This window comes from Hymenobacter sp. YC55, from assembly GCF_029433095.1.
Taxonomy (GTDB): Bacteria; Bacteroidota; Bacteroidia; order Cytophagales; family Hymenobacteraceae; genus Hymenobacter.
Genome location: NZ_JARNTX010000001.1, coordinates 3,167,327 through 3,187,863, shown reverse-complemented (window position 1 = coordinate 3,187,863; position 20,537 = coordinate 3,167,327). Strand labels below are relative to the sequence as shown.

The window sequence follows — 20,537 nt, the reverse complement described above, 5'->3', positions numbered from 1 at the left end:
GTACACCAGCAATGGTGGCTTTAGCCCGGGTGTTCACCTCTTCCCATTCCGAACAGAGTCGTTAAGCCCCGGAGCGCCTATGGTACTGCCTTCATCGGTGGGAGAGTCGGTCGCCGCCAACCTTACTGTAATCACGTTCGCCCCTCCGGCCCTGTGCCGTTGAGGGGCGAACCTGTTTTCAGGCAGTAGCTAAATTCTGCTAGCACAGCTTTATAGAGAACACAGTTTAGATCTTATTACAGTTCTGATATAATTGAGATAGGAACACGCTTTTTTATAAGTATGGAGCGTTTTAAGAATAAATTTTGTGTCTATTTACACAAACTTACAAGTGTAATATGGCTCTAGCATATCCATGGTTCTTACTGGGTTTATTATCCCTTGCGGTTCCAATAGCTATACATCTATTTGAGCTTCGGCGGCCGAAGCGCGTCTTATTTACTAATGTTGGTTTTATAAAAGAGGTTAAACTAGTAACTGCACGACAACGCAAGCTCAAGCAATTATTGGTGCTTATAGCTAGAATTGGCTTTCTAACCTTTTTGGTATTAATGTTTGTTCAACCATATATACTAGCTCCGGTAGAAGACAACAAAGTGCAAAGCCAAGTGGGAGTAGTAGTTGACACTTCCCCTAGCATGCAAGCCGGCATAAGTGATGATCAGTCTTTGTTTGAGCAAGCAGTTAAGCAGGCAAGAGAGTTACCTACAGCTTATCCGGTAACTACAAATTTTTCATTACCTGCACTTGCGCAACCACAATCATCTGCTGCTTATCAGGTTATAATAGACAAATTAAGCATATCCGGCCAGGGAAACTCAGTATTAAGCGATTTACTGAGGCTGCAAAGAGGCGTTAGACGAACTGAGCAAGCTTTTGTTTTTTCTGATTTTCAAAAGAATAGCTTCCCGATACAATCACTGAACAAGTTAGACTCGACGCAGCACGTATTTCTTGTGCCAGTAGGGGGTAACAAAGAGTTGCACAATGCTTTTGTTGACAGTGTATGGTTGAACGATGCTTTTGTTCGGAGTAATACGGATATATTGTTGAATATCCGTTTAAAAAGCGGTGGTAATGTTGCCGTGAATGATTGCCAAGTAAAGCTATATGTAGGCGAAAAGCAGGCCGCAGTATTCAGAACATCTATCCCGCTTGAGAAGCCGGTGACAACTACTATGCGTGTACGGGTAGATGGCGAACAATTAACTCAGTGCAGAATTGAGTTAGAAGATTATCCAGTTGTGTTTGATAACACATTTTATTTCACTCTACAACCCTCACCTAAAATAAAGGTGCTAGATGTTGCGACTGGAGCTACCGCTACACGTCAGCTGTATGCTAACGAACCGTTGTTTTTGTACGAGGCTGCAAAGCCAGGTAGCTCAGATTACCGACAAGTAGAAGAAGCCAACTTAATTGTACTGCAAGGGCAAGAGCGAGTGGATGCTGGATTGCGCGAAAGCTTAAGTCGAGTAGTGCAGAGGGGTGGTTCAGTTGTAATAGTGCCGCCTGCTGGAGTTGCAGGTCGTGCGTCATACGACCAGCTATTTAAAATACTAGGTGTTGGACCTGTTCAATGGGAGAAAGCAGGAGCACTGCCTGTGCTACGCGAAGTAGCAGTACCTAGCGTTCAAAATCCTTTTTTCAAAGATGTATTTGGTACACAAAACCGGCAACCGGTTATGCCAAAAGCCAGCCCAGTTTTGAGTTGGTCACGCTCGGGAGCAGATATTATGCGCATGCGTGATGGGGATGGGTTTTTGGGTAGTTATTCTAGTGGTAAGGGTACTGTCTATCTGTTTTCAACGCCATTTGACAATACTTACTCTGATTTCACTCAACACGCGTTGTTTGTACCAGTAATGTACCGGCTTGCCATGCAAAGCTACCAGCGACAACAACAGCCCGCTTATTGGTTGAACCAAGGTACCATTGCTGTGAACGTTGCTGAAGAAGTTGCAACAGCTAAAGAAGCTGAGCAAGTGTTTAAGCTTAGCAAGGATAGTTCGACATTTATTCCTAGCCAACGCTTACAAGCGGGTATGCTACGGTTTGATGTACCTGCCGAAATGCGGGAGCCTGGGTTTTATAACTTGACGAGCAATGGCCGGATAGTTGCCACTATAGCTTTCAACTTTGATAAAAGAGAATCAGAATTAGCAGCTTACTCGGCTGATGAGCTACGACAGCTCGTAGGAGCTAATCATCCTAACATACACGTATACGATGCCAGCACTGGTAAATCGGTGGCGGCAAAGTACCGAGCTGAACGTGTAGGCACTCCACTCTGGCAGTATTGCTTGTGGGCGGCCTTAGCTTGCTTGCTGACAGAGGTACTACTGCTTCGTTTTTTTCGGCAGCCTAAAGCTGTGGAAGCAACGGCTGTGGCAGCCTAACTACAATGAGTAACCGAAGTCCTCGTATCTTGCCGCCTCATTAGTCTTGATCGTTTGGAAACTTCTGTTTCGCCTGAAAAACCCGTTTTGCGGACAGCACTGCTATTTGGAGTTGGTGCAGGTATAGTATGTGCTTTTTGGATTGTAGGTCTGTATTGGGCCGGCAATAACCCTTATGGTCCCAAACGCCTAATGGCTATTTTTGCACCACCAATCGCAGTGTTGTTAGGGCAGTGGAAGCTGCGTCAGTATTATAAGCCTGAAGGACCTGGCCTTTTGCGATCTGTCGGCACTGGGCTGTTGATTACGCTCTTTGCGTCGGTAGTATCAGCTACCAGCGTATATGCTTTTGCACGAAGCACCGGACCAGAGCCAATTGCCCGCCATTTAACCGAGATGCGGCATTTATTGGAACAGGCCAAGCCCATGTTCTTGAAGGAAAAAAATGGCCGTCAGCAATACGAGCAGGCCTACCGAAACTTAGCTTTCTCTGCTCAGGATTTGGCCACTGATGATTATGTAAGGAAGTTTTTAGTCGGGCTGCTGATAAGTATTCCAGGCGGGATATTCCTGCGGAAATAGTGTGCTAAATGCGTATTTTTCTTGCGAGAAACCACCTAATTACTTCACAATGGAAAATACTGCTACTCCCGTTTCGATCAGTGCTGTTGCTATTCGCTATGGTATAATCACAGGTTTAATCTGGATAATTGTTGATTTTATATTGCGCGTCACTGGACTATCCTTTAAATATTCAATCTATCTATCAGCCAGCTTATTAGTGTACATAGTAGGTGTCGTTATAGCACATCGAAATTTTAAGCAACAGAATGGCGGATTCATGAGATATGGCCAAGGTGTGATGATTGTAATAATTTTATCTCTGGTATCTGGTGTAATGAGTGGGTTATTCAATTATATATATGTCAACTTTATTGACCCAGATTATGCTATGCGAATGCGGTCAGATATGGAAGCTTGGCTCAGTACATTTTCTAGTATTCCAGAAGAGCAAATAGATAAGAGTATCGCTGATATGTCGGATGAGAAGATTAAGTCTCCTACACAAATTGGTAGAGCTATACTATCGAGTGCGGTAGGAGGAGTAATAGTAGGACTAGTTGTCTCTATTTTTACAAAGTACAATCGCCCTGAGTTTGAGTAAGCGCCCTTCGCATTCGTTTCCAGTAGAATTATCTATCGTCATCCCGTTGCTCAACGAGGCAGAGTCTTTGCCGGAGCTAACAAGTTGGATTCGTCGGGTACTAGCGCAACACGGGCTAACCTACGAGGTTATTCTCGTTGACGATGGCTCGACAGATAACTCTTGGGAGGTAATTGAGGAACTGGCGGAAATTGATACGCATGTGCGAGGTATCCGCTTCAACCGCAATTATGGTAAGTCGGCAGCCTTGAATGTGGGCTTCCGCGAGACAGTGGGCCGGGTGGTATGCACTATGGACGCCGACTTACAGGACTCACCAGAAGAATTGCCAGAGCTATACCGGATGATAACCAAAGACGGCTTCGATTTGGTGAGTGGCTGGAAGCAAAAACGCTACGATCCTCTTTCTAAGACCATTCCAACGAAGCTTTTCAACGGCGTGACCCGTTGGATTTCCGGCATTCAACTGCACGATTTCAACTGCGGTCTGAAAGCTTACAATCAACGCGTAGTGAAAAGCATTGAGGTGTACGGCGAAATGCACCGTTACATTCCGGTGATTGCAAAGTGGGCTGGCTTCCGTAAGATCGGGGAGAAGGTGGTGCAACACCAAGAGCGCAAGTATGGAGTTACCAAGTTTGGGTTGGAGCGTTTTGTGTACGGCTTTTTAGACTTGCTGAGCATCACGTTTGTGAGCCGGTTCCGCCGGCGGCCCATGCACTTCTTCGGGACGATGGGAACGTTGTCGTTTGTGCTTGGGATGCTAATTACGCTGTGGTTGGTTGGGGAGAAAGTGTACCTGGCTTTACACAACTTGAAGGCGCGCAACGTAACCGACCAGCCTTTATTCTTTTTGGCTTTAGTAGCTGTAATAATTGGAGTAGTACTGTTCATGACTGGCTTCTTAGCGGAATTGATTCAGCTTAATGGGCCCAACCGTAATGACTACTTAGTGCGCGACCGGGTGAATTCTATTCATTCTTACTCAGCCAATTGATGGTTAACGTCTGCGTTATGTCTCGGCTGCTAGATTGCTTGCTAGTTGTTACCTGTTAAATGAAAGTTGTCATCATCGGTCCGGCCTATCCACTACGGGGCGGCCTTGCCACTTATAACGAACGGTTGGCACGGGCTTTTCGCGAAGCGGGTGACGAGGCAAAGCTGGTAACGTTTTCGCTCCAGTATCCTGATTTTCTATTTCCTGGTCAGACGCAGTTTAGTACCGAAGCAGGTCCATCTGATTTGACTATTGAAGTCAGCATTAATTCTGTAAATCCGTGGACTTGGTGGCGCGTGGGGCAGAAACTTCGTCGGGAGAAACCGGATTTAGTAATCTTTCGGTTTTGGCTGCCTATTATGGGGCCCGCTTTGGGCACTATCGCGCGGCGCATTCGCGGTAACGGTCATACCCGAATCGTGGCCATTACCGACAACGTGATACCCCACGAAAAGCGGCCTGGCGACCGGCCATTCACGCGTTATTTCCTTTCGGCCTGCCACGGGTTTGTCACGATGAGCCGGGCAGTATTGGCTGACTTACGCCGTTTGCATTTCAAGCAGCCAGCCCAATACAAGCCCCATCCACTCTATGATAATTTTGGCCCTCTGAAAGCGAAATCAGAAGCCCTACAAGCGTTGCAGCTCGATCCTCAGTTTGGTTACTTGCTGTTCTTTGGCTTTATCCGAGCGTATAAGGGGCTGGATATTATGCTGGAGGCTTTTGCTGATGCCCGGCTGGCAGCATTGCCTGTCAAGCTGATTGTAGCTGGCGAGTATTATGAAGATGCAGCGCCATACGAAGCATTAATCAAGCAACATAACTTAGAGAACCGCTTAGTTCGGGCTACCGACTTCATCCCAAACGAGCGGGTGGTAGATTATTTCTGTGCAGCTGACCTAGTAGTGCAGCCTTACAAAAACGCGACGCAAAGTGGCGTATCGCAGATTGCCTACCATTTCGAACGGCCTATGCTAGTAACTGATGTAGGCGGTTTAGCGGAGCTAATTCCGGATGGTGAAGTAGGTTATGTTGTGAAGCCAACTGCAAAAGCTATAGCTGACGCATTAGTTGACTTTTATGAACATCACCGCGAAGCCAAGTTTGCAGCCGGTGTGCGCGAGCAAAAAAAGTTGTTTTCTTGGAGTGAGATGGTGAAGGCGCTAAAGGAAGTAGCGGGGCTTTGAAGAATTACGTGCACATACAGGAGCTACAGAGACGGCGCCCAGTGTGGGTAGCATTAGCAAGGCTTTATCTGGATACTGAATTGCAGGATTCTGATTTACAGCAAATAGCAGTTGAAGCGGCTGCTAGTGGATTCACTTGGGATGAAATTCAAGAAATAAATTATGATGAAGTAGCGCCTGCTCTATGGAGCAACTTGCTAAGCATAGTAGGTGTATGGGAGGGTTGGGACCATGAATGGCTAATAGAACGTATCACCTCCCATTATACAGGCCCCAACCACCGTATGTTAGGCTCCCGAAGGCTGTGGGTCTGGTGGATAGATTCTTATACTAAGCAGAGTCTAACGAGGAGTGAAGCTTACTTAGCTTAACGGTACACTCGTTTGCACCGCTTGGAACACTTTTTCCGCTGGCAAATCTTCCATACAGCTAGTACTGAGCTTACAGGTGCCGCGGTAGAAGCAGACGCATTCCCGGTCAGGCTGCACGAGTTGGCCGCGGCCATAGAGGTCAAATTCGTAGGGGTTGAAAATGTTGTTCATCAGGATGGTCGGCTTGGCCAGCGCAATACTGATGTGCATAGCCATGGTCACCTGCGTTACAATACCATCCATCTGATGCATCAGGTTGATGAATTGCTCTAGCGGGAAGGTGCCAGGATATGAGGCGCCCGTAGCAGCGTGCAAACGCTGGTTCCGCTCGTCTTCGGCAGTGCCACCGAGCAACACAGGGAAGTAGCCGGCTTGCTGGAGTTGCGTAATCAAGGCTATCCACTTTTCATCCGACCATAAGCGCGTAGTCCATCGGTCGCCACAACCGGTATTCAGGCCAATGCGGGGGCGGCTTTGCGGCAGGCTGTTCCAGTTGTAGCCCTTGTCTTCGTGCGTATCGAAAACGTACTCTTCGCCTCGAAACTCGAAGCCGCATAACTCGAAAATTTCCTGCACGTAGGGCTTCTGGTTGGCCAAGCTGAGCTGGTCGAATACGCCGGTCAGGAACTTATGCTGCGCTAAGTCGTTGCCGGGCCATGCCACTCCGGCCGGATGTAGAGTGTAGCCGAACTTGTGCGTGGCGCGAATGGTATCGTGCAGGGCGCAGGCTTCCTTGTCTTTGTCAAGGTTGAAAAGCAAATCAAACTCACGAGCCTGCAAGTGCAGTACCGACGGCATATCCAGCTTCAGAATTTCGTCGATTGCGCCCTGCGGCAGGATGGCGGGCGTAAGGGTCAGCCAGGTAATTTTAGCAGCCGGGTACTCCTGGCGCAGGCGCCGCAACAAGGGCGTGGTGCGAATTACATCGCCGATGGCGCCAAGCTTGATAATGAGAATGCGCTGTTGGGTGGGCGCATAGACAGGGCAGCCAGCACACACATAGCCATGCTCTTTGTTGGGGCGGCAGGGGACATCACCACGGAAGTGGCGGCAATCGGGATGGACGGTAGTGCCGTTCAGGTTGGGCATGGAGACGCAGTTAGGAACCGCGAAGATAAATACCTCCCCTGATGTTCAATGCTGCGTATTTTCAGCAGCCTATCAGGCCAAGCCCGTTGTAGCTATGGATATATCAACACGGCCTGTAGCTGCGCAAATAGATTAGCTTGGCAACAGTTGTGGGGCAACTGGTATAGTCGGAGGGAATACTAAAGACACAGCAGTTGAAGAGTTAGTTGGGCTATCAGTTGCGCAGGTTGGCAGGCCGATGAATTGTGGAGCTGCCGGTAGCAACTGCGTAAGACGTAGTTCCGACACTGGTTGCTGCGGACTCTCGTCGGCGGTTGATTTGCTGGAGTAAAGCATGTGCAGGTAGGTGGTAGGAGGTCAAGCTGTACCCTCTAATATCTAGCTGCTTACGCCAACCAACAATACCTACTTTCGGGTATATTGTGGTAGATAAGTTAGATCAAGTCGAAAGCGCGGGCGTACTGACCTAGCTCAAAAGCTGAGGAGGCATTAAGCTTCTGGCGGATATTGCGGCGGTGGGTTTCAGCTGTTTGCACTGACACATGCAGCAGTTTGGCAGTATCGGGTGCGGTATGTCCTAGGGCCATATGCCGAAGAACTTCCCGCTCCCGACAGGTAAGGCGTGCGAAGGTGGCTGAGTGACGACGAAGAAAGTTGTTCTCGTCGAGCAGGCGCTGCACTTTCGAAGTTACGTGGCTTTCACGGTCGATAGGGCAGGAGAAGCAAATAAGCAGCAGAGGTTTTCCAACCGAGTCTTGGGCTAATACTTTCACGGTGCTTAGGTACAGCTCAAACGCCCCGCCTGGCCCAGTACGCACTTGCTGAAAAAACGACACGATGTAATTCAGATCATTGCGTTGCATCATGTCAACCAGCTTCGGCACGTACTCATGCGCCTCGTCCGGATTGAAAAACTTAGGATAATAAGCAGCCCCGAGCGCCTTAAGCTCGGCCATGCTGGTGCCCAAGTCGCGTAGGCCGCGTGCCGACATATATTTTACATCGTCAGCCCGAGTATTGAACACAATAACTACTCCCGGATAATCGTCGGCAGTAGCTGCAACTTCTGCAATCTTGGTGTCAATAATCTGATAATCCTGAAGCGAGAGGTTTGTAGCAGGCTGTAGTTGCGGCAAATCTGGCATAGCAAGGAGAAATATAATGCTACGCCGATATACATAGCATTTATTGCATATCCAATCCTGATTTGCACTTTCTTTATTGTTCAGCTACAGAAAGAGCCGACAACTCTAAGCTGTCGGCTCTTTCAATCTTAAAGGAACAGGTTATTTAAATCCCCACGTAGTTAGCTGGCGTTATCGACCGTAATTCTTGCTTCACGGCTTCGCTCACATCCAGGGTTTCGACAAATTCCCGGATTGTACCCTCTGAGATAGCGCCACCAGTGCGCGTAAGAGCTTTAAGGGCATTATACGGATCTGGATAGTTCTCGCGGCGCAAAATGGTTTGGATGGCTTCGGCTACCACGGGCCAGTTGGCATCAAGGTCCCGGCGCAGGGCTTCTTCATCCAGGGCCAACTTGTTGAGGCCACGTTGGAGCGAAGTGAGGGCAATAAGGGTGTGGCCAAGCGGTACACCAAGGTTGCGCAGAACAGTGGAATCGGTGAGGTCGCGCTGTAGGCGGGAAATGGGCAGCTTAGCCGATAGATGTTCCAGCACGGCGTTGGCTAAACCTAGATTTCCTTCGGCGTTTTCAAAATCAATAGGATTGACTTTGTGCGGCATAGCCGAGGAGCCAACCTCACCAGCTTTAACCGTTTGGCGGAAATAGCCCATGGCAATGTACTGCCACACGTCACGAGCCAGGTCGATGAGAATGTTGTTAAGGCGCTTTACGGCGTCACAGAGAGCAGCTAAGTGGTCGTAATGCTCGATTTGAGTGGTAGGGAAGCTGCGGCTCAAGCCTAAGCGACCCTCCACAAACTGCTGCGCAAACTGGTGCCAGTCGTGGTGAGGATAGGCGACGTGGTGGGCATTGAAGTTGCCGGTGGCCCCGCCGAATTTAGCGGCAAAAGGTACTTGCCCCAACAGAGCCACTTGCGCATCGAGTCGTGCTACAAACACCTGTATTTCTTTGCCCAAGCGCGTGGGAGAGGCAGGTTGGCCATGGGTACGGGCCAGCATAGGCACCGAATTCCACTCCGTAGCGCGCTCCGTTAACTGGTTGCGCACCTGCGCATACGCCGGCAGCAGCGTATGGATAAGCGCATGCTGCAAGCTCAGCGGGATGGCCGTGTTGTTGATGTCCTGGGAAGTGAGGCCGAAGTGAATAAACTCTAGAAAGCCGCCGAGGCCAAGCGCCGTAAACTGGTCGCGCAGGAAGTATTCTACGGCCTTCACGTCATGGTTGGTCACTTTCTCGTGGGCTTTCACCGCCTCAGCATCGGCCACCGAAAAGCTGGTATAGATGCTGCGCAACTCACTGAAAAGAGTAGGGTCAACGCCTTGAAGCTGGGGCAGAGGCAACTCGCACAGCGCAATGAAATATTCCACTTCCACCAGGACCCGGTACCGAATCAGAGCCAGCTCCGAGAAGTAAGGAGCCAGCGGCGTAGTTTGGCGATGATAGCGCCCATCGAGGGGAGAAACAGCAGTTAAGGGTGTAAGCGTAGAGTAGTCAGCGGCAGTAGACATGCAGTGAAGTAGTTGGCCTGAAGGGCCAAAGGTAACGAAAGGCCACGCGCAGCCTCAACGGGCGCGGCCTTTTTCGCTACCTTTGTATCTCGGGCGGTGGCTGGTTTGGCATGAATCTGGCCAGGCACGGCTCGAAATTCTTTTCTCTCTGACTGTTCGCGTGACTCCAGCAACAAAGAAAAAAATAGGTATCGGCCTTGGTATTGTCGCGGCGCTGCTGGCCGTGGGCCTGACAGTTTTCTTGCTAAAGCGCCAGGCGCTGCTGACGTATGCACTGGCGCAAGTGAAGGTGAAAGTAGAGCGTAAATACCCCGTAACGCTCACCCTAGGCGAAGCCCGCTTCACTAACCTAAAAACGGTACGTATCGACGGGATGAGCTTGGTGCCCAAATCCAGCCCCGCTGATACCTTGCTTCAGGCGCGCCAAATGACGGTATCGTTGGGCGTGCGGTCGTTGTTTGCGGGCCGGCCCGTGTTCAGCAACCTCGAAATCAGTGACGCGCGCTTCACAGCTCGCAAGACGGAACGTTCCGACAACTACTCTTTTCTCTACAATAAAAAAGGCGCTAAGCCCGCCGTGCCGCGCGACACCACCAAAGGCACTAACTACGCCTTACTGGTTAATCAATTGCTGGAAGCGAGCTTCGACAATGTGCCGGGGGAGGCAAATTTCCAGAATTTCCTTGTTACCTATAGCAGCCCGCGCCACCAAGCTCGGATTGTGATGCCGCAACTCGCCATTGAGGACGGCGACATTCAGGGCGAGCTAACCGCAGTGGTTGATTCGGTGGAAAACCGCGTGGGAGTACAAGGCCACATCGAGCCGGGCGACTACGCCCTGAACGCCGAGGTGTTTGGGCTAGGGAAGCGGCACGTTACGCTGCCCTACGTGATGCGGCGCTACGGAGCCAAAGTGCAGTTCGATACGCTGCGTTTCAGCCTGACCGACAAAGATTTGTCGGACGATGAACTGACGGTGCGCGGTACTGCTTCGGCGGCTAACTTCATTGTGAACCATCCGCGGCTCTCCGACCGTGACGTGCGCTTCCCACGCGGCGGCATCGACTTCGTAGCTCGGTTGGGCCAAGCGTTTGCCGCGCTGGAGGAAGGTACCAAGGTAACGCTCAACCGCATGGAATTCTTTCCGGTGGTGAGCGTGCGCAAGTTGCCCCTCAACCAGCGCGTAGTAGGTAAGATGATCAATGGCCTGCGCAACCGCCGCGAGGCGCTGGCGGGCTTGCAGGTGAAAGCCGACATTGTATCGGCCGAAACGCCTGCCAACACGTTCTTTGCAGCCCTGCCCGAGAACATGTTCAATACGCTCACAGGCATGCAAGGCGAAGGCACCCTCAAGTATCGGATGCACCTCGATCTGGACATGAACCAGCTCGACAGCTTGCAGTTCTCCTCAGGGCTGACGCCAAAGAACTTCCGCATCACCCGCATGGGCCGCGAAGACCTGAACAAGCTCAACCAGGAATTCTACTACACTGCCTACAACGACAAAGGAGATTCCATCAAAACCTTCGCGGTGGGGCCTTCCAACCCAGAGTTCGTAAGCTACGACGAGGTGTCCAACTACCTGAAGGCGGCCATTATGACGGCCGAGGATCCGCGTTTCCTCACCCACCGCGGCTTTATGGAAAAGGCCTTTGTGAAGTCGGCTATCCAGAACATCAAGGAGAAACGCTTTGCCCGGGGTGGCAGTACCATATCTATGCAGCTGGTGAAGAACGTGTTTCTGACCCGGCAGAAAACGGTAACCCGCAAAATTGAGGAAGCTCTGATTGTGTGGCTGTTGGAAAACACCCGCCTAGTTTCCAAAGAACGGATGTTCGAGGTGTACCTGAACATCATCGAGTGGGGGCCGAAAATATACGGTGCGAGTGAGGCAGCGGAATTCTATTTCGATAAGTCGCCTGATAATCTGAGTCTTTCAGAGAGTTTGTACTTGGCCAGCATTATCCCGCGGCCTAAGTATTATCAGCGTTCCTTCAACCAGTATGGCGAAATGCGTAGCAGTGCCCGCTACTTCCACCGGCTTATTGCTAAGCTCATGGCAAGTAAAGGCTTGATTTCGCAGGGTGATTATGAGAGCGTTGACTACTCCTTGAACTTCCCAGGTCGGGCCCACAGCTCTATTTTCCGCGCCGTGCGCGACACGGTACGTGCCACGCAACCTTCCGATTCCACAGAGTTTGAGCCGCTCAACCTGATTGATTTGCTAGGTGGCAGCAAGGCGCCAGATGAAGGAGTCAATACCAATATCCCTACTGATCCGCCAGGTGGCGGCACGCCGAACCCAGCTCCAAAGCCTTAAGACGCGCAGTACGATCTAGCGGAAGGCGCTTCTGCTACAGTAAAGCCTCAACAGCTCAGCACCATCTTCTATAGGGTGGTGTCAGGCTATTGAGGCTTTGTTTTTTACATGCTCAGTGACACGCGCAGCTCTAGGATAAACATCGTGCTAGCTTAACCAAGCTTCTTCTACTAGGCTCGGCGGCAGGCGGGACTGGTTTCCAGCCGAGTTCTGTTCTACAACTCATCATTTGTCCAGAATACGCAGGAATTCTAGCGAGTAATCTAGGCGGTTTCTTCCTCTTGCTTAGGGAACAGCAAGGAGGCCACGATAGACAGCGCCAGAATAACGCCCACTACACCCAACGACAAGCCCATAGACATATGGTACACTTCGGAGAGCAGGAGCTTGCTGCCAATAAAAATGAGGATGAGCGAGAGACCGTAATGCAGATAGTGGAAAAGGCGCATCAGCCCCTCCAAAGCAAAGTACAGGGCCCTCAAACCAAGCAGCGCGAAAACGTTGGAAGTGTATACAATAAACGTGTCGCGGGAGACGGCCAAGATAGCCGGGATAGAGTCGACAGCAAACACAACGTCGGTCGTTTCCACCATCACCAGCACCACGAGCAGGGGAGTGGCGAAGAGCAGCCCGTCTTTGCGAATGAAAAACTTACCCTCGTGTAGTTGACTGGTAATGGGCAAGTGGCGGCTCAGAAACTTTACAACCGGGTTGGAATCCGGGTCAATTTCAGGCTCACCAGCATTCGTGGCCATTTTGATGCCCGTGTACACTAGGAAGGCGCCGAGCACATACAGCAGAAAGCTGAACTTGGCCAGCAAAGCTGCTCCTACCAGAATAAAAATGGCTCGCAGCACCAGCGCGCCCAAAACGCCCCAGAACAGTATCTTGTGCTGGTATTGGGGTGGTACTCGGAAATAGCTGAATATCAGCAGAAAGACAAATAGATTGTCGACGCTGAGCGACTTCTCAATCAGGTAGCCGGTAAGGAATTCTAGCCCGGCCTGCCGCCCCATGTTGCGGTAGACAAAGTAGTTGAAGACCAACGACAGGGCAATCCAGAAGAAGCTCCAGCCAAGAGCTTCCCGCATCTTTACGACGTGCGCTTTGCGGTTGAATACCAGCAAATCGAGCAAGAGCATCCCTAGCACAAAGGCGTTGAAGCCTACCCAGAAGAGAGGAGTGTTTTCCATGCGACGGTGGCAAGATACACTTAACCCGCAAAGTGCAAGCGGGATACCCTAACACTACGGGCTTTACCGGGTTTCGGGCGCTGAGGTTGCGACGGAAGCGGATACCGGAGTAGTGGGCTGCACAGGCTGGAAGCGGCGGAACCAACTATCAATTTTCATCTTGATAACTCCCCAAAACGCCTCTTTAAATATCCCCTTGCTCATTTTGGATGTGCCCCGCGTACGGTCGGTGAAGATAATTGGGACCTCCTTAATGCGGAAACCGTATTTGTATGCCAGCCATTTCATTTCGATCTGGAAAGCGTAGCCTACAAAATGAATCCGGTCGAGCTGGATGGTGCGCAGTACACGGGCCGTGTAGCACTTGAAGCCGGCCGTGGCATCCATGATGGGCATGCCGGTAATAAAGCGCACGTAGGCTGAAGCAAACCACGACATCAACACCCGGCCCATGGGCCAGTTCACTACGTTGACGCCCTGAATGTAGCGTGAGCCAATGGCGAGGTCGTAACCCTGGTGGGCGCAGGCATCATAGAGGCGCACTAAGTCTTCAGGATTGTGCGAGAAGTCGGCATCCATCTCGAAGATGTACTGATAGCCGTGCGCTAAGGCCCAGCGGAAGCCGTGGATATAGGCCGTGCCCAACCCGAGCTTGCCTTTGCGTTCCTCCAGAAACAGTTGGTTCGGAAACTCGGCAGCCAAGCTCCGCACAATAGCAGCCGTGCCATCCGGCGAACTATCATCGATGATAAGCACGTCGAATGCCTTGGACAATGAGAAGACCTTGCGGAGAATTAACTCTACATTTTCTCTCTCATTATAGGTTGGAATCAAGACGAGCCCATCATTCATTGGCCAAAGATAGAAGTTAGATATGAGTACAAATACACAAGAAAGCAGACTTTGCGAGTAGGTATAGCGTCGAGTTCGGTCTTATAGTCTGAACACGCAGAAAACCAGAGGAAAAGCTGATAAGGAAGAGGATAGCGTGTGTTTCTCTTATGATACACCTGTGAACAACACAGGTTGCAATTTCCGTCGGAATTAAAGTGTAAATAAAGCTCTTGAGGAACGGGCAAATGCTTTTTGCAGGGAAAGCAAAACTGGTATTTTCCTGCTTAACAGCCTGGAAAAGCTTTTAAATTCCAAGTGTACCGCAAACTGCAATTCAACTCGGAAAAATTAATTGCTGCTTTGCTGTAACCTTCTCCAAGTGGTGCGGTGTCCACAATCAAATACCTCAAAAAACTCACTCTCATCGGGTTGGATTCGCTATCAGACAACGCGCTTATGCTCCGGGTGAAGGCCGGGGAAGTAGACCGGATGGGCTTGCTCTTCGAGCGCTACCACCGCAAGCTATTCGGTTTTCTTTACCATATGCTCGGGCGGGCCGACGCCAGCGAAGACTTGGTGCAGAACGTGTTTTACCGCATGCTCAAGTACCGCCATACCTACACGGGGGAGGGTGAGTTTCGGTCTTGGATGTACCACTTGGCCCGCAACGTACTGGCCGACCACGTCAAGAAAAACCGGCACGCTACCCACCACACCGACGTAGCCGACCTGGCCGAACAAATCAGCGGCGGCGCCCATGCCGATGAGGGGCTGCAAAAGGAGCAGGAAGTAGCTACCCTGCACCGCGCCTTGGAAAAGCTAAGCCCCGATAACCGCGAGGTGTTGGTGCTAAGCCGCTTTCAGGAGTTGAAGTACGAGGAAATAGCCCGAGTACTGAACACCAGCGAAGGCGCCGTGAAAGTCCGCGTGCACCGGGCCATGAACGAGCTAAAGAAAATATACCTGCGAATTGAAAATTGAAGGGAAGGTCATGAATTGCGAACAAGCTGAAAATAAGTTGATCGACTACCTGAACCAGCAGCTACCAGCGGCGGAGCAGGACGCCTTGCGGGCCCACCTGGCGCATTGCCCGGCGTGCCAGGAGGAGCTTGAAACCATGCAGCATATGTGGCACACGCTCGCTAGCGTACGGGTGCCAGAGCCAAGCGAAAATATGCGCCCAGCCTTCTACTCGATGCTGGCTTCTTACAAAGAGGAAGAAACGGCTGCCTCCAAATACTCGTTAGCTGGTCTGCGGCAGTGGTTGCAGGCGCTGGTGATACCGCGGCCCGTGGTGCAACTGGCGTATAGCCTCTGCTTAGTAGGGGTAGGGCTGGCAGCCGGGTGGTGGCTCACCAACCGCAATGCATCCACGAGCACCGACCAGCAGCAACTTGCCTCGCTGAGCAAGCAAGTAGAGAAAATGCAGCAGGTAATGCTGCTCACGCTCATCGAAAATCCGTCGGCTACCGAGCGCCTACGGGCCGTGAGCTACACCAAAGAGCTAAGCAGTGCTAACCCAAGAGTAGTGGAGGCGCTGCTAAGCACACTAAACCACGACGAGAACGTGAACGTGCGCCTCGCTACGCTGGAAGCTTTGGCAGCCCTGGCCTACGACCCAGCCGTACGGCTTGGGCTGGTGCAGGCCTTGCCGCAGCAGGAGTCGCCGCTGGTGCAATCGGCACTGGCCGATGTGATGGTGCAACTGCAAGACAAACGCTCGGTGCAGCCGTTGCGCCGCCTGCTGGCCCAGCCTGACCTGAACGAGGCCGTGAAAAGCAAAATCCAAGAAAGCCTGAAGTCATTGTCGGACGGGCAGCCTACCAAATCTTCCATCTCAACTCCCAAGACCTACCATGAAACGCTCCATCATCCCCGGCCTGATCGGGCTGCTCGTACTATTGTCTAGCTGCCAGTTGTGGGCCCAAAAAAGTGAGTCTAAAGAGCAAATCAGCAAGGAGTTCACGCTGACGACCGATGCCAGCCGCAACACCTTTGCCTTGTACAACATCGACGGGGCCGTGAGCGTGCAAGGCTACGCTGGCAACAAAGTGGTAATTGAAGTCACGAAAATCATCCGGGCCGATGACGCCCAAACGCTGGAAGTAGGCAAGAAGGAGGCACAACTCGACTTCATTCAGCGCAACGACAGCCTAATAGCCTACATGAAAGCGCCGTTCGATTCGCGGCCACGGCGCAACCAGAACATCAACCACCAGGACATCGAGTACCGCTATACCTTCAACTACGTGGTAAAGGTGCCCTACCAGATGAACCTGCACGTATCGACTGTAAACAACGGGGCTGTGCTGGTGCAGGATGTCACGGGTAAGATGAATGCTTACAACGTGAACGGGCCCGTGACTTTGCGCAACATAAAAGGCGCCACTAAAGCCCGCACCATCAACGGCAACCTGGAGGCCACCTACGCCGCCAACCCGCCCGGCCCATCGTCCTACAACACCATCAACGGCCAAATCAAGGTGACCTACCCCGCAGATTTGTCGGCGGATATTCACTTCAAAGCCATGCACGGCGAGCTATACACTGACTTTCCGAATGCGGAAACGCTGCCCGTGCAAGTCACCCAAAACAAAGAAAGTGCTGGCGGCGGCACCCAATACAAACTCACCAAGGATACAGTCCTGCGGTTGGGGAAAGGCGGTAAAGATTTCCGCTTCGAAACCATCAATGGCAGCGTAACCATCAAACAGCAACCCAAATGAATACCCCTTATACATCAACCACCTTGCGCAACCTTATAGGAAGCTTTTGCCTAACGATGCTGCTTGGCGCCTCGCTGCCGGCTGCGGCCCAGACGACCAACAAAGAACAAATTGTGGTGGCTCTTAGCAACCCTGGCAAACCTGGCCTAGTGAGCGTGAAGCTAGTCGGCGGCTCGATTACCGTGGTAGGCTACAGCGGTAAGGACGTGGTGATTGACGCCACTTCCCGCGCCGGCCGCCAGTCGAACCGGAACGCTCCAGCTGCTGCGGCGGGCATGAAACGCATAGAAACCAGCAACAGCTTCGACCTCACCGCCGACGAAAACAACAACGAGGTGTCCATCAAAACCAATTCCTGGAAGAACCCCATCGATTTGGTGATTAAAGTGCCCCAGCGGTTCTCGTTGCAAGTCGGCACGGTGCAACACGGCGACATTACGGTTGAAAACGTGGCGGGCGAATTGGAAGTCAGCAATGTCAACGGCGCCATTCAGCTAAACCAAGTGTCGGGTTCGGCCGTGGCCAACACCGTGAACGGCGCGATAAAAGCTACGTTCAAAAATGTAACTGCTGGTGCTCCTATGGCCTTTTCTACCGTGAATGGCCAAGTTGATATCACGCTGCCAAGCACTGCCAAAGCAGGACTGAAGCTCAAATCCGACTACGGGGACATCTACTCCGACTTCGACCTGGTAACTGAGAAAACCGCCGCCAACGTGGCGCGCACCAACCAGGGAGGCATGTCCCGCGTGACCGTCGACAATTGGACCTACGGGAAAATCAACGGGGGCGGTGCCGAAATCATGATGAAGACCCTGCACGGCAACATCTATATCCGCAAGGCGAAGTAGAACCCGCTCGAAGCAGTACATCCTCCACGCTAGCAGGGTGCCAACGACAACAATGAAGTTGTTGCAAGCACGCTCTGGCTCGGAGGATGTGCTGTTTTAAGCTGAGGGCAACGGCTGCTGTTTCAACTGCTTGCTGCTCTCTATAAGCTGCTTAGCAACAGTGCGGGCGTGGCGGATACAGTCGGGCACGCCTACGCCGCCGCGCCAGTTGGCCACGCTCCAAATGCCCTGTGTTTGCAGCGCATCAGTCGTGTCGTGAGCGGCTACAATGTGCTGGTCGTACTGCGGAATGGCCTTTTTCCAGAGGTATCGGTATTGCCAGAGGGGTTGCGCCGCTTTGATGGCGTAAAAGCGGCTCAGCTCTTCGTGCACCGCCGCTTTTTGCGCGGCTTCCGGTTGCAGGGCATGCTCTTCGTATTGCGAGCCGCCCACAAAAGTGGTGAACAGCACCTGCCCGGTGGGTACCCGGTTGGGGTAGATAGAACTGGTCCAGATGCTGCCCGCAGCGTAAGGACGCTCCACCTTAGGGTTGAGCGCCCCAAATCCGTTGAGTGGGTGGCCCACATCCTCGCGGCGGTAGGCGGTATATACAGCAGCCATGGGAGGGTATTGTACTGCCGCTAGCGCCGCCGCCGCTTCCGGGAAGTGCGGTTGTAGCAAAGGGGCAGCCGCAAAAGCCGGCAACGATAGTACTACCGCATCGTAGGCAAAGCCGCCGTTGGAGCCCGCCGAGGTGTGTACCTGGTAGCGGCCATCGGCGGTTCGGTGCAAGGCCTGCACTCGCTGGCCGGGGTGACGGTGGGTGAGGCGTGCCGCCAACGTATCGGTAAGGTGTTGAATGCCGTTGCGCAGCGTGATAATGCGGCGCCGCCCGGCACTACCCCCGGATTTAGCCAAGCCGCGCAACACCGAGCCGTATTGCTGCTCTAGAGCCGCCACTTTGCTAAACGTCTTGTGAATTAAGAGTTGTGCCGGGTCGCCGGCATAGATACCGGAAATGAAGGGATTGACGGCGTAGTCGACAATCTCGGGTCCGAAGCGGCGGCGAAAAAAAGCGGCTACCGTTTCGTTGGGGTCCAGTGGGGCGGCAGGGCGGTTCAGCTCCCGCAGGATGTTGAACTTTGCTTTCCAACTGAAAAAACCGTTGGTAAGCAGAGCGGGCGGTGAGCTAGGCAGTTGCTGATAACGGCCATTGCGCAGCACGTAGCGGTGCTTGCTTACTTCGGCCGCATCCTGAATTTCGTCGGTTAGGTCTAGCTCGGTAATTAGCTCCAGCAGTTCGTCGCTTAGTTGCAACGAGTTGGGGCCAGTTTCGAGCAAATACCCATCTTGGTGCTGCACCGAGGCAAGCGAGCCACCCGGCGTGGCTTCGGCTTCAAATAAATCGTAGGCAATGCCGGCTTTCTGAAGCTGCCATGCCAGTGTGAGGCCCGAAATACCGCCGCCTAGGATAGCTATGGTCATGGGGAAGTGGTGAGTGATAAAACGGCGAACGAAGGAGGTATTAACAGTGCCGAATGCAAAGCTGCACTACATTTCGTTCTGAGGCGGAAGCTTTCCGTCACAGAACAAAGAAAACAACCAAATTCGCGCTTCGTTTACGACCAAACTTCCGCGTTTCACCAACCCAGCGCCATGCCTGCTACCAACAAAGCCGTTTTCCTGGACCGGGACGGCGTCTTGAACCACGAAATCGGGGATTATGTGTGGCAGCCAGATAAGTTTGTTGTCATGGAAGGAGTGCCCGAAAGTCTGGCGCAACTCAAGCAGGCAGGCTATTACCTAATCGTGGTTACCAATCAAGCAGGTATTGCCAAAGGCCTCTACACCGCAGCCGACGTGCGCGCCTGTCATGCTAAACTGCAAGCGGCTTGTGGCAATTTGCTGGATGCGCTGTATTTCGCACCAGCCCATCCGAGCGTTTCGGAGTCGTTGCTCCGCAAGCCCGATTCGTTGATGCTAGAGAAAGGACTTGCTCGTTTCCACCTCGACCCTGCGCAATGCTGGATGGTCGGCGACCGGTACCGGGATATGGAAGCTGGTAGAAAGGCTGGCGTGCGCAGCATCCTCGTCGGCGAAGAAGAAGTGGTGCAATATCAACCGCGAGTGAAAGATTTGCCAGCGGCTGTGCAGCTAATATTAAGTTCGTAGGCTGTAGCACGAAGCCTGAGCTTCGCGCATAGTTGCACGACTGAAACCACGTCGTAGCATTGTCAATCGTTCCACGAAACGCGAAGCTCAGGCTTCGTGCTACAGCCTATGGCTCTTGTATATGAGAGCAACCAATTCATAACTCCCCATAAGCAGAAAGCCGACTTCTACAACGAGAAGTCGGCTTTCTGCTTTACGTAACGACGTGACTTTTACTGCCGCGCTACAGTGGGTTGAGCGACGCTCGCCGTAACTGGCGAAGCAACCTGCGTAGCGGGTTTAGTGCTGCTGTAAGCAGGACATTTGGTGGTGCAAGAGCTAAGACCAGCAAGGCCTAAGGCAACAAAAAGCAGAGCTGTTTTCATATATAAATGCAATTTTTTTAATGTTCGTGTTAGGCCAAAACGCTATATAGTAACGCTTTCTGTGGAGGTAACGTTAACAAACCCTCGAAATTGTTCTGACCTTCTGAAGATACCAACAAAGTACCAAAAGAAAAAGGTCAGCTTCCGCATAAAGCAGAAGCTGACCTTTTTAGGTTCCGAAACTCGGAATAGTATTTCTACTCGGGCTTACTGACGGGCTGCTGGAGTAGTAGC

Annotated in this window: 17 protein-coding genes and 1 rRNA gene; 12 read left to right on the top strand and 6 right to left on the bottom strand. The window is 52.0% G+C overall.

The annotated features are described in order from the left end of the window. Window positions 1-10 precede the first annotated feature (10 nt). The 6 genes from rrf to P1X16_RS13220 all read left to right on the top strand — a co-directional run bounded on the left by rrf (window position 11) and on the right by P1X16_RS13220 (window position 5,748). A 5S ribosomal RNA gene (rrf, locus tag P1X16_RS13245) occupies window positions 11-122 on the top strand. 216 nt (window positions 123-338) lie between these two features. Continuing rightward, window positions 339-2,399 carry a BatA domain-containing protein gene (locus P1X16_RS13240; protein ID WP_277229415.1) on the top strand — a complete coding sequence of 687 codons (2,061 nt, stop codon included), beginning with the start codon at window positions 339-341 and terminating at the stop codon, window positions 2,397-2,399. 54 nt (window positions 2,400-2,453) lie between these two features. Further along, a complete protein-coding gene (locus tag P1X16_RS13235) occupies window positions 2,454-2,981 on the top strand; it encodes a DUF4199 domain-containing protein (RefSeq protein ID WP_277229414.1) in 528 nt (175 codons plus the stop codon). 49 nt (window positions 2,982-3,030) lie between these two features. Beyond that, complete coding sequence (locus P1X16_RS13230; RefSeq protein ID WP_277229412.1) at window positions 3,031-3,564, top strand: DUF4199 domain-containing protein; 534 nt, start codon at window positions 3,031-3,033, stop codon at window positions 3,562-3,564. Next, a complete protein-coding gene (locus tag P1X16_RS13225) occupies window positions 3,557-4,561 on the top strand; it encodes a glycosyltransferase family 2 protein (RefSeq protein WP_277229411.1) in 1,005 nt (334 codons plus the stop codon). The genes P1X16_RS13230 and P1X16_RS13225 overlap by 8 nt, the downstream gene beginning before the upstream one ends. 59 nt (window positions 4,562-4,620) lie before the next feature. After that, window positions 4,621-5,748, top strand: a complete 1,128-nt coding sequence (locus P1X16_RS13220; protein ID WP_277229409.1) for a glycosyltransferase — start codon at window positions 4,621-4,623, stop codon at window positions 5,746-5,748. A 362-nt stretch (window positions 5,749-6,110) separates the two neighbouring features. Here P1X16_RS13220 and P1X16_RS13215 read toward each other — a convergent pair whose 3' ends face one another. The 3 genes from P1X16_RS13215 to purB all read right to left on the bottom strand — a co-directional run bounded on the left by P1X16_RS13215 (window position 6,111) and on the right by purB (window position 9,863). Beyond that, complete coding sequence (locus P1X16_RS13215; protein WP_277229407.1) at window positions 6,111-7,208, bottom strand: glycosyltransferase family 9 protein; 1,098 nt, start codon at window positions 7,206-7,208, stop codon at window positions 6,111-6,113. A 434-nt stretch (window positions 7,209-7,642) separates the two neighbouring features. Next, a complete protein-coding gene (locus P1X16_RS13210; protein WP_277229405.1) occupies window positions 7,643-8,353 on the bottom strand; it encodes a helix-turn-helix transcriptional regulator in 711 nt (236 codons plus the stop codon). A gap of 145 nt (window positions 8,354-8,498) precedes the next feature. Continuing rightward, window positions 8,499-9,863, bottom strand: a complete 1,365-nt coding sequence (purB, locus tag P1X16_RS13205) for an adenylosuccinate lyase (protein WP_277229403.1) — start codon at window positions 9,861-9,863, stop codon at window positions 8,499-8,501. Window positions 9,864-10,023: 160 nt separating this feature from the next. On the opposite strand from purB, the gene P1X16_RS13200 reads away from it, so the two are divergent. Further along, a complete protein-coding gene (locus P1X16_RS13200) occupies window positions 10,024-12,183 on the top strand; it encodes a biosynthetic peptidoglycan transglycosylase (protein ID WP_277229401.1) in 2,160 nt (719 codons plus the stop codon). A gap of 263 nt (window positions 12,184-12,446) precedes the next feature. On the opposite strand, the gene P1X16_RS13195 is transcribed toward P1X16_RS13200, so the two are convergent. Then, complete coding sequence (locus tag P1X16_RS13195; RefSeq protein WP_277229399.1) at window positions 12,447-13,376, bottom strand: TerC family protein; 930 nt, start codon at window positions 13,374-13,376, stop codon at window positions 12,447-12,449. Between the two features lie 63 nt (window positions 13,377-13,439). Further along, complete coding sequence (locus P1X16_RS13190; RefSeq protein WP_277229397.1) at window positions 13,440-14,228, bottom strand: polyprenol monophosphomannose synthase; 789 nt, start codon at window positions 14,226-14,228, stop codon at window positions 13,440-13,442. A 438-nt stretch (window positions 14,229-14,666) separates the two neighbouring features. Here P1X16_RS13190 and P1X16_RS13185 point away from each other — a divergent pair, with 438 nt between their 5' ends. The 4 genes from P1X16_RS13185 to P1X16_RS13170 are packed head-to-tail and all read left to right on the top strand — an operon-like array spanning window position 14,667 to window position 17,787. Continuing rightward, entirely contained in the window at window positions 14,667-15,191 is a 525-nt protein-coding gene (locus tag P1X16_RS13185) for an RNA polymerase sigma factor (protein ID WP_277229564.1), read from the top strand. A 10-nt stretch (window positions 15,192-15,201) separates the two neighbouring features. Continuing rightward, entirely contained in the window at window positions 15,202-16,119 is a 918-nt protein-coding gene (locus P1X16_RS13180) for a HEAT repeat domain-containing protein (RefSeq protein WP_277229395.1), read from the top strand. Further along, on the top strand, window positions 16,067-16,936 hold the full coding sequence (locus P1X16_RS13175) for a hypothetical protein (protein ID WP_277229393.1): 870 nt from the start codon (window positions 16,067-16,069) through the stop codon (window positions 16,934-16,936). The genes P1X16_RS13180 and P1X16_RS13175 overlap by 53 nt, the downstream gene beginning before the upstream one ends. After that, entirely contained in the window at window positions 16,933-17,787 is an 855-nt protein-coding gene (locus tag P1X16_RS13170) for a DUF4097 family beta strand repeat-containing protein (protein ID WP_277229391.1), read from the top strand. Before P1X16_RS13175 ends, P1X16_RS13170 begins: the two co-directional genes overlap by 4 nt. Before the next feature lie 96 nt (window positions 17,788-17,883). On the opposite strand, the gene hemG is transcribed toward P1X16_RS13170, so the two are convergent. Then, window positions 17,884-19,251, bottom strand: coding sequence for a protoporphyrinogen oxidase (gene hemG, locus P1X16_RS13165; protein ID WP_277229389.1), 1,368 nt, complete (start codon window positions 19,249-19,251; stop codon window positions 17,884-17,886). Between the two features lie 171 nt (window positions 19,252-19,422). Here hemG and P1X16_RS13160 point away from each other — a divergent pair, with 171 nt between their 5' ends. Beyond that, window positions 19,423-19,938, top strand: coding sequence for an HAD family hydrolase (locus P1X16_RS13160; RefSeq protein ID WP_346771246.1), 516 nt, complete (start codon window positions 19,423-19,425; stop codon window positions 19,936-19,938). Window positions 19,939-20,537: the final 599 nt, after the last annotated feature.

Coding starts and splice junctions, on each gene's coding strand:
- P1X16_RS13195 (WP_277229399.1), bottom strand. CDS start 13,376: ATGGAAAACACTCCTCTCTTCTGGGTAGGCTTCAACGCCTTTGTGCTA.
- P1X16_RS13190 (WP_277229397.1), bottom strand. CDS start 14,228: ATGAATGATGGGCTCGTCTTGATTCCAACCTATAATGAGAGAGAAAAT.
- P1X16_RS13210 (WP_277229405.1), bottom strand. CDS start 8,353: ATGCCAGATTTGCCGCAACTACAGCCTGCTACAAACCTCTCGCTTCAG.
- P1X16_RS13215 (WP_277229407.1), bottom strand. CDS start 7,208: ATGCCCAACCTGAACGGCACTACCGTCCATCCCGATTGCCGCCACTTC.
- P1X16_RS13175 (WP_277229393.1), top strand. CDS start 16,067: ATGAAACGCTCCATCATCCCCGGCCTGATCGGGCTGCTCGTACTATTG.
- hemG (WP_277229389.1), bottom strand. CDS start 19,251: ATGACCATAGCTATCCTAGGCGGCGGTATTTCGGGCCTCACACTGGCA.
- P1X16_RS13180 (WP_277229395.1), top strand. CDS start 15,202: ATGAATTGCGAACAAGCTGAAAATAAGTTGATCGACTACCTGAACCAG.
- P1X16_RS13230 (WP_277229412.1), top strand. CDS start 3,031: ATGGAAAATACTGCTACTCCCGTTTCGATCAGTGCTGTTGCTATTCGC.
- P1X16_RS13170 (WP_277229391.1), top strand. CDS start 16,933: ATGAATACCCCTTATACATCAACCACCTTGCGCAACCTTATAGGAAGC.
- P1X16_RS13185 (WP_277229564.1), top strand. CDS start 14,667: ATGCTCCGGGTGAAGGCCGGGGAAGTAGACCGGATGGGCTTGCTCTTC.
- P1X16_RS13160 (WP_346771246.1), top strand. CDS start 19,423: ATGCCTGCTACCAACAAAGCCGTTTTCCTGGACCGGGACGGCGTCTTG.
- P1X16_RS13220 (WP_277229409.1), top strand. CDS start 4,621: ATGAAAGTTGTCATCATCGGTCCGGCCTATCCACTACGGGGCGGCCTT.
- P1X16_RS13240 (WP_277229415.1), top strand. CDS start 339: ATGGCTCTAGCATATCCATGGTTCTTACTGGGTTTATTATCCCTTGCG.
- purB (WP_277229403.1), bottom strand. CDS start 9,863: ATGTCTACTGCCGCTGACTACTCTACGCTTACACCCTTAACTGCTGTT.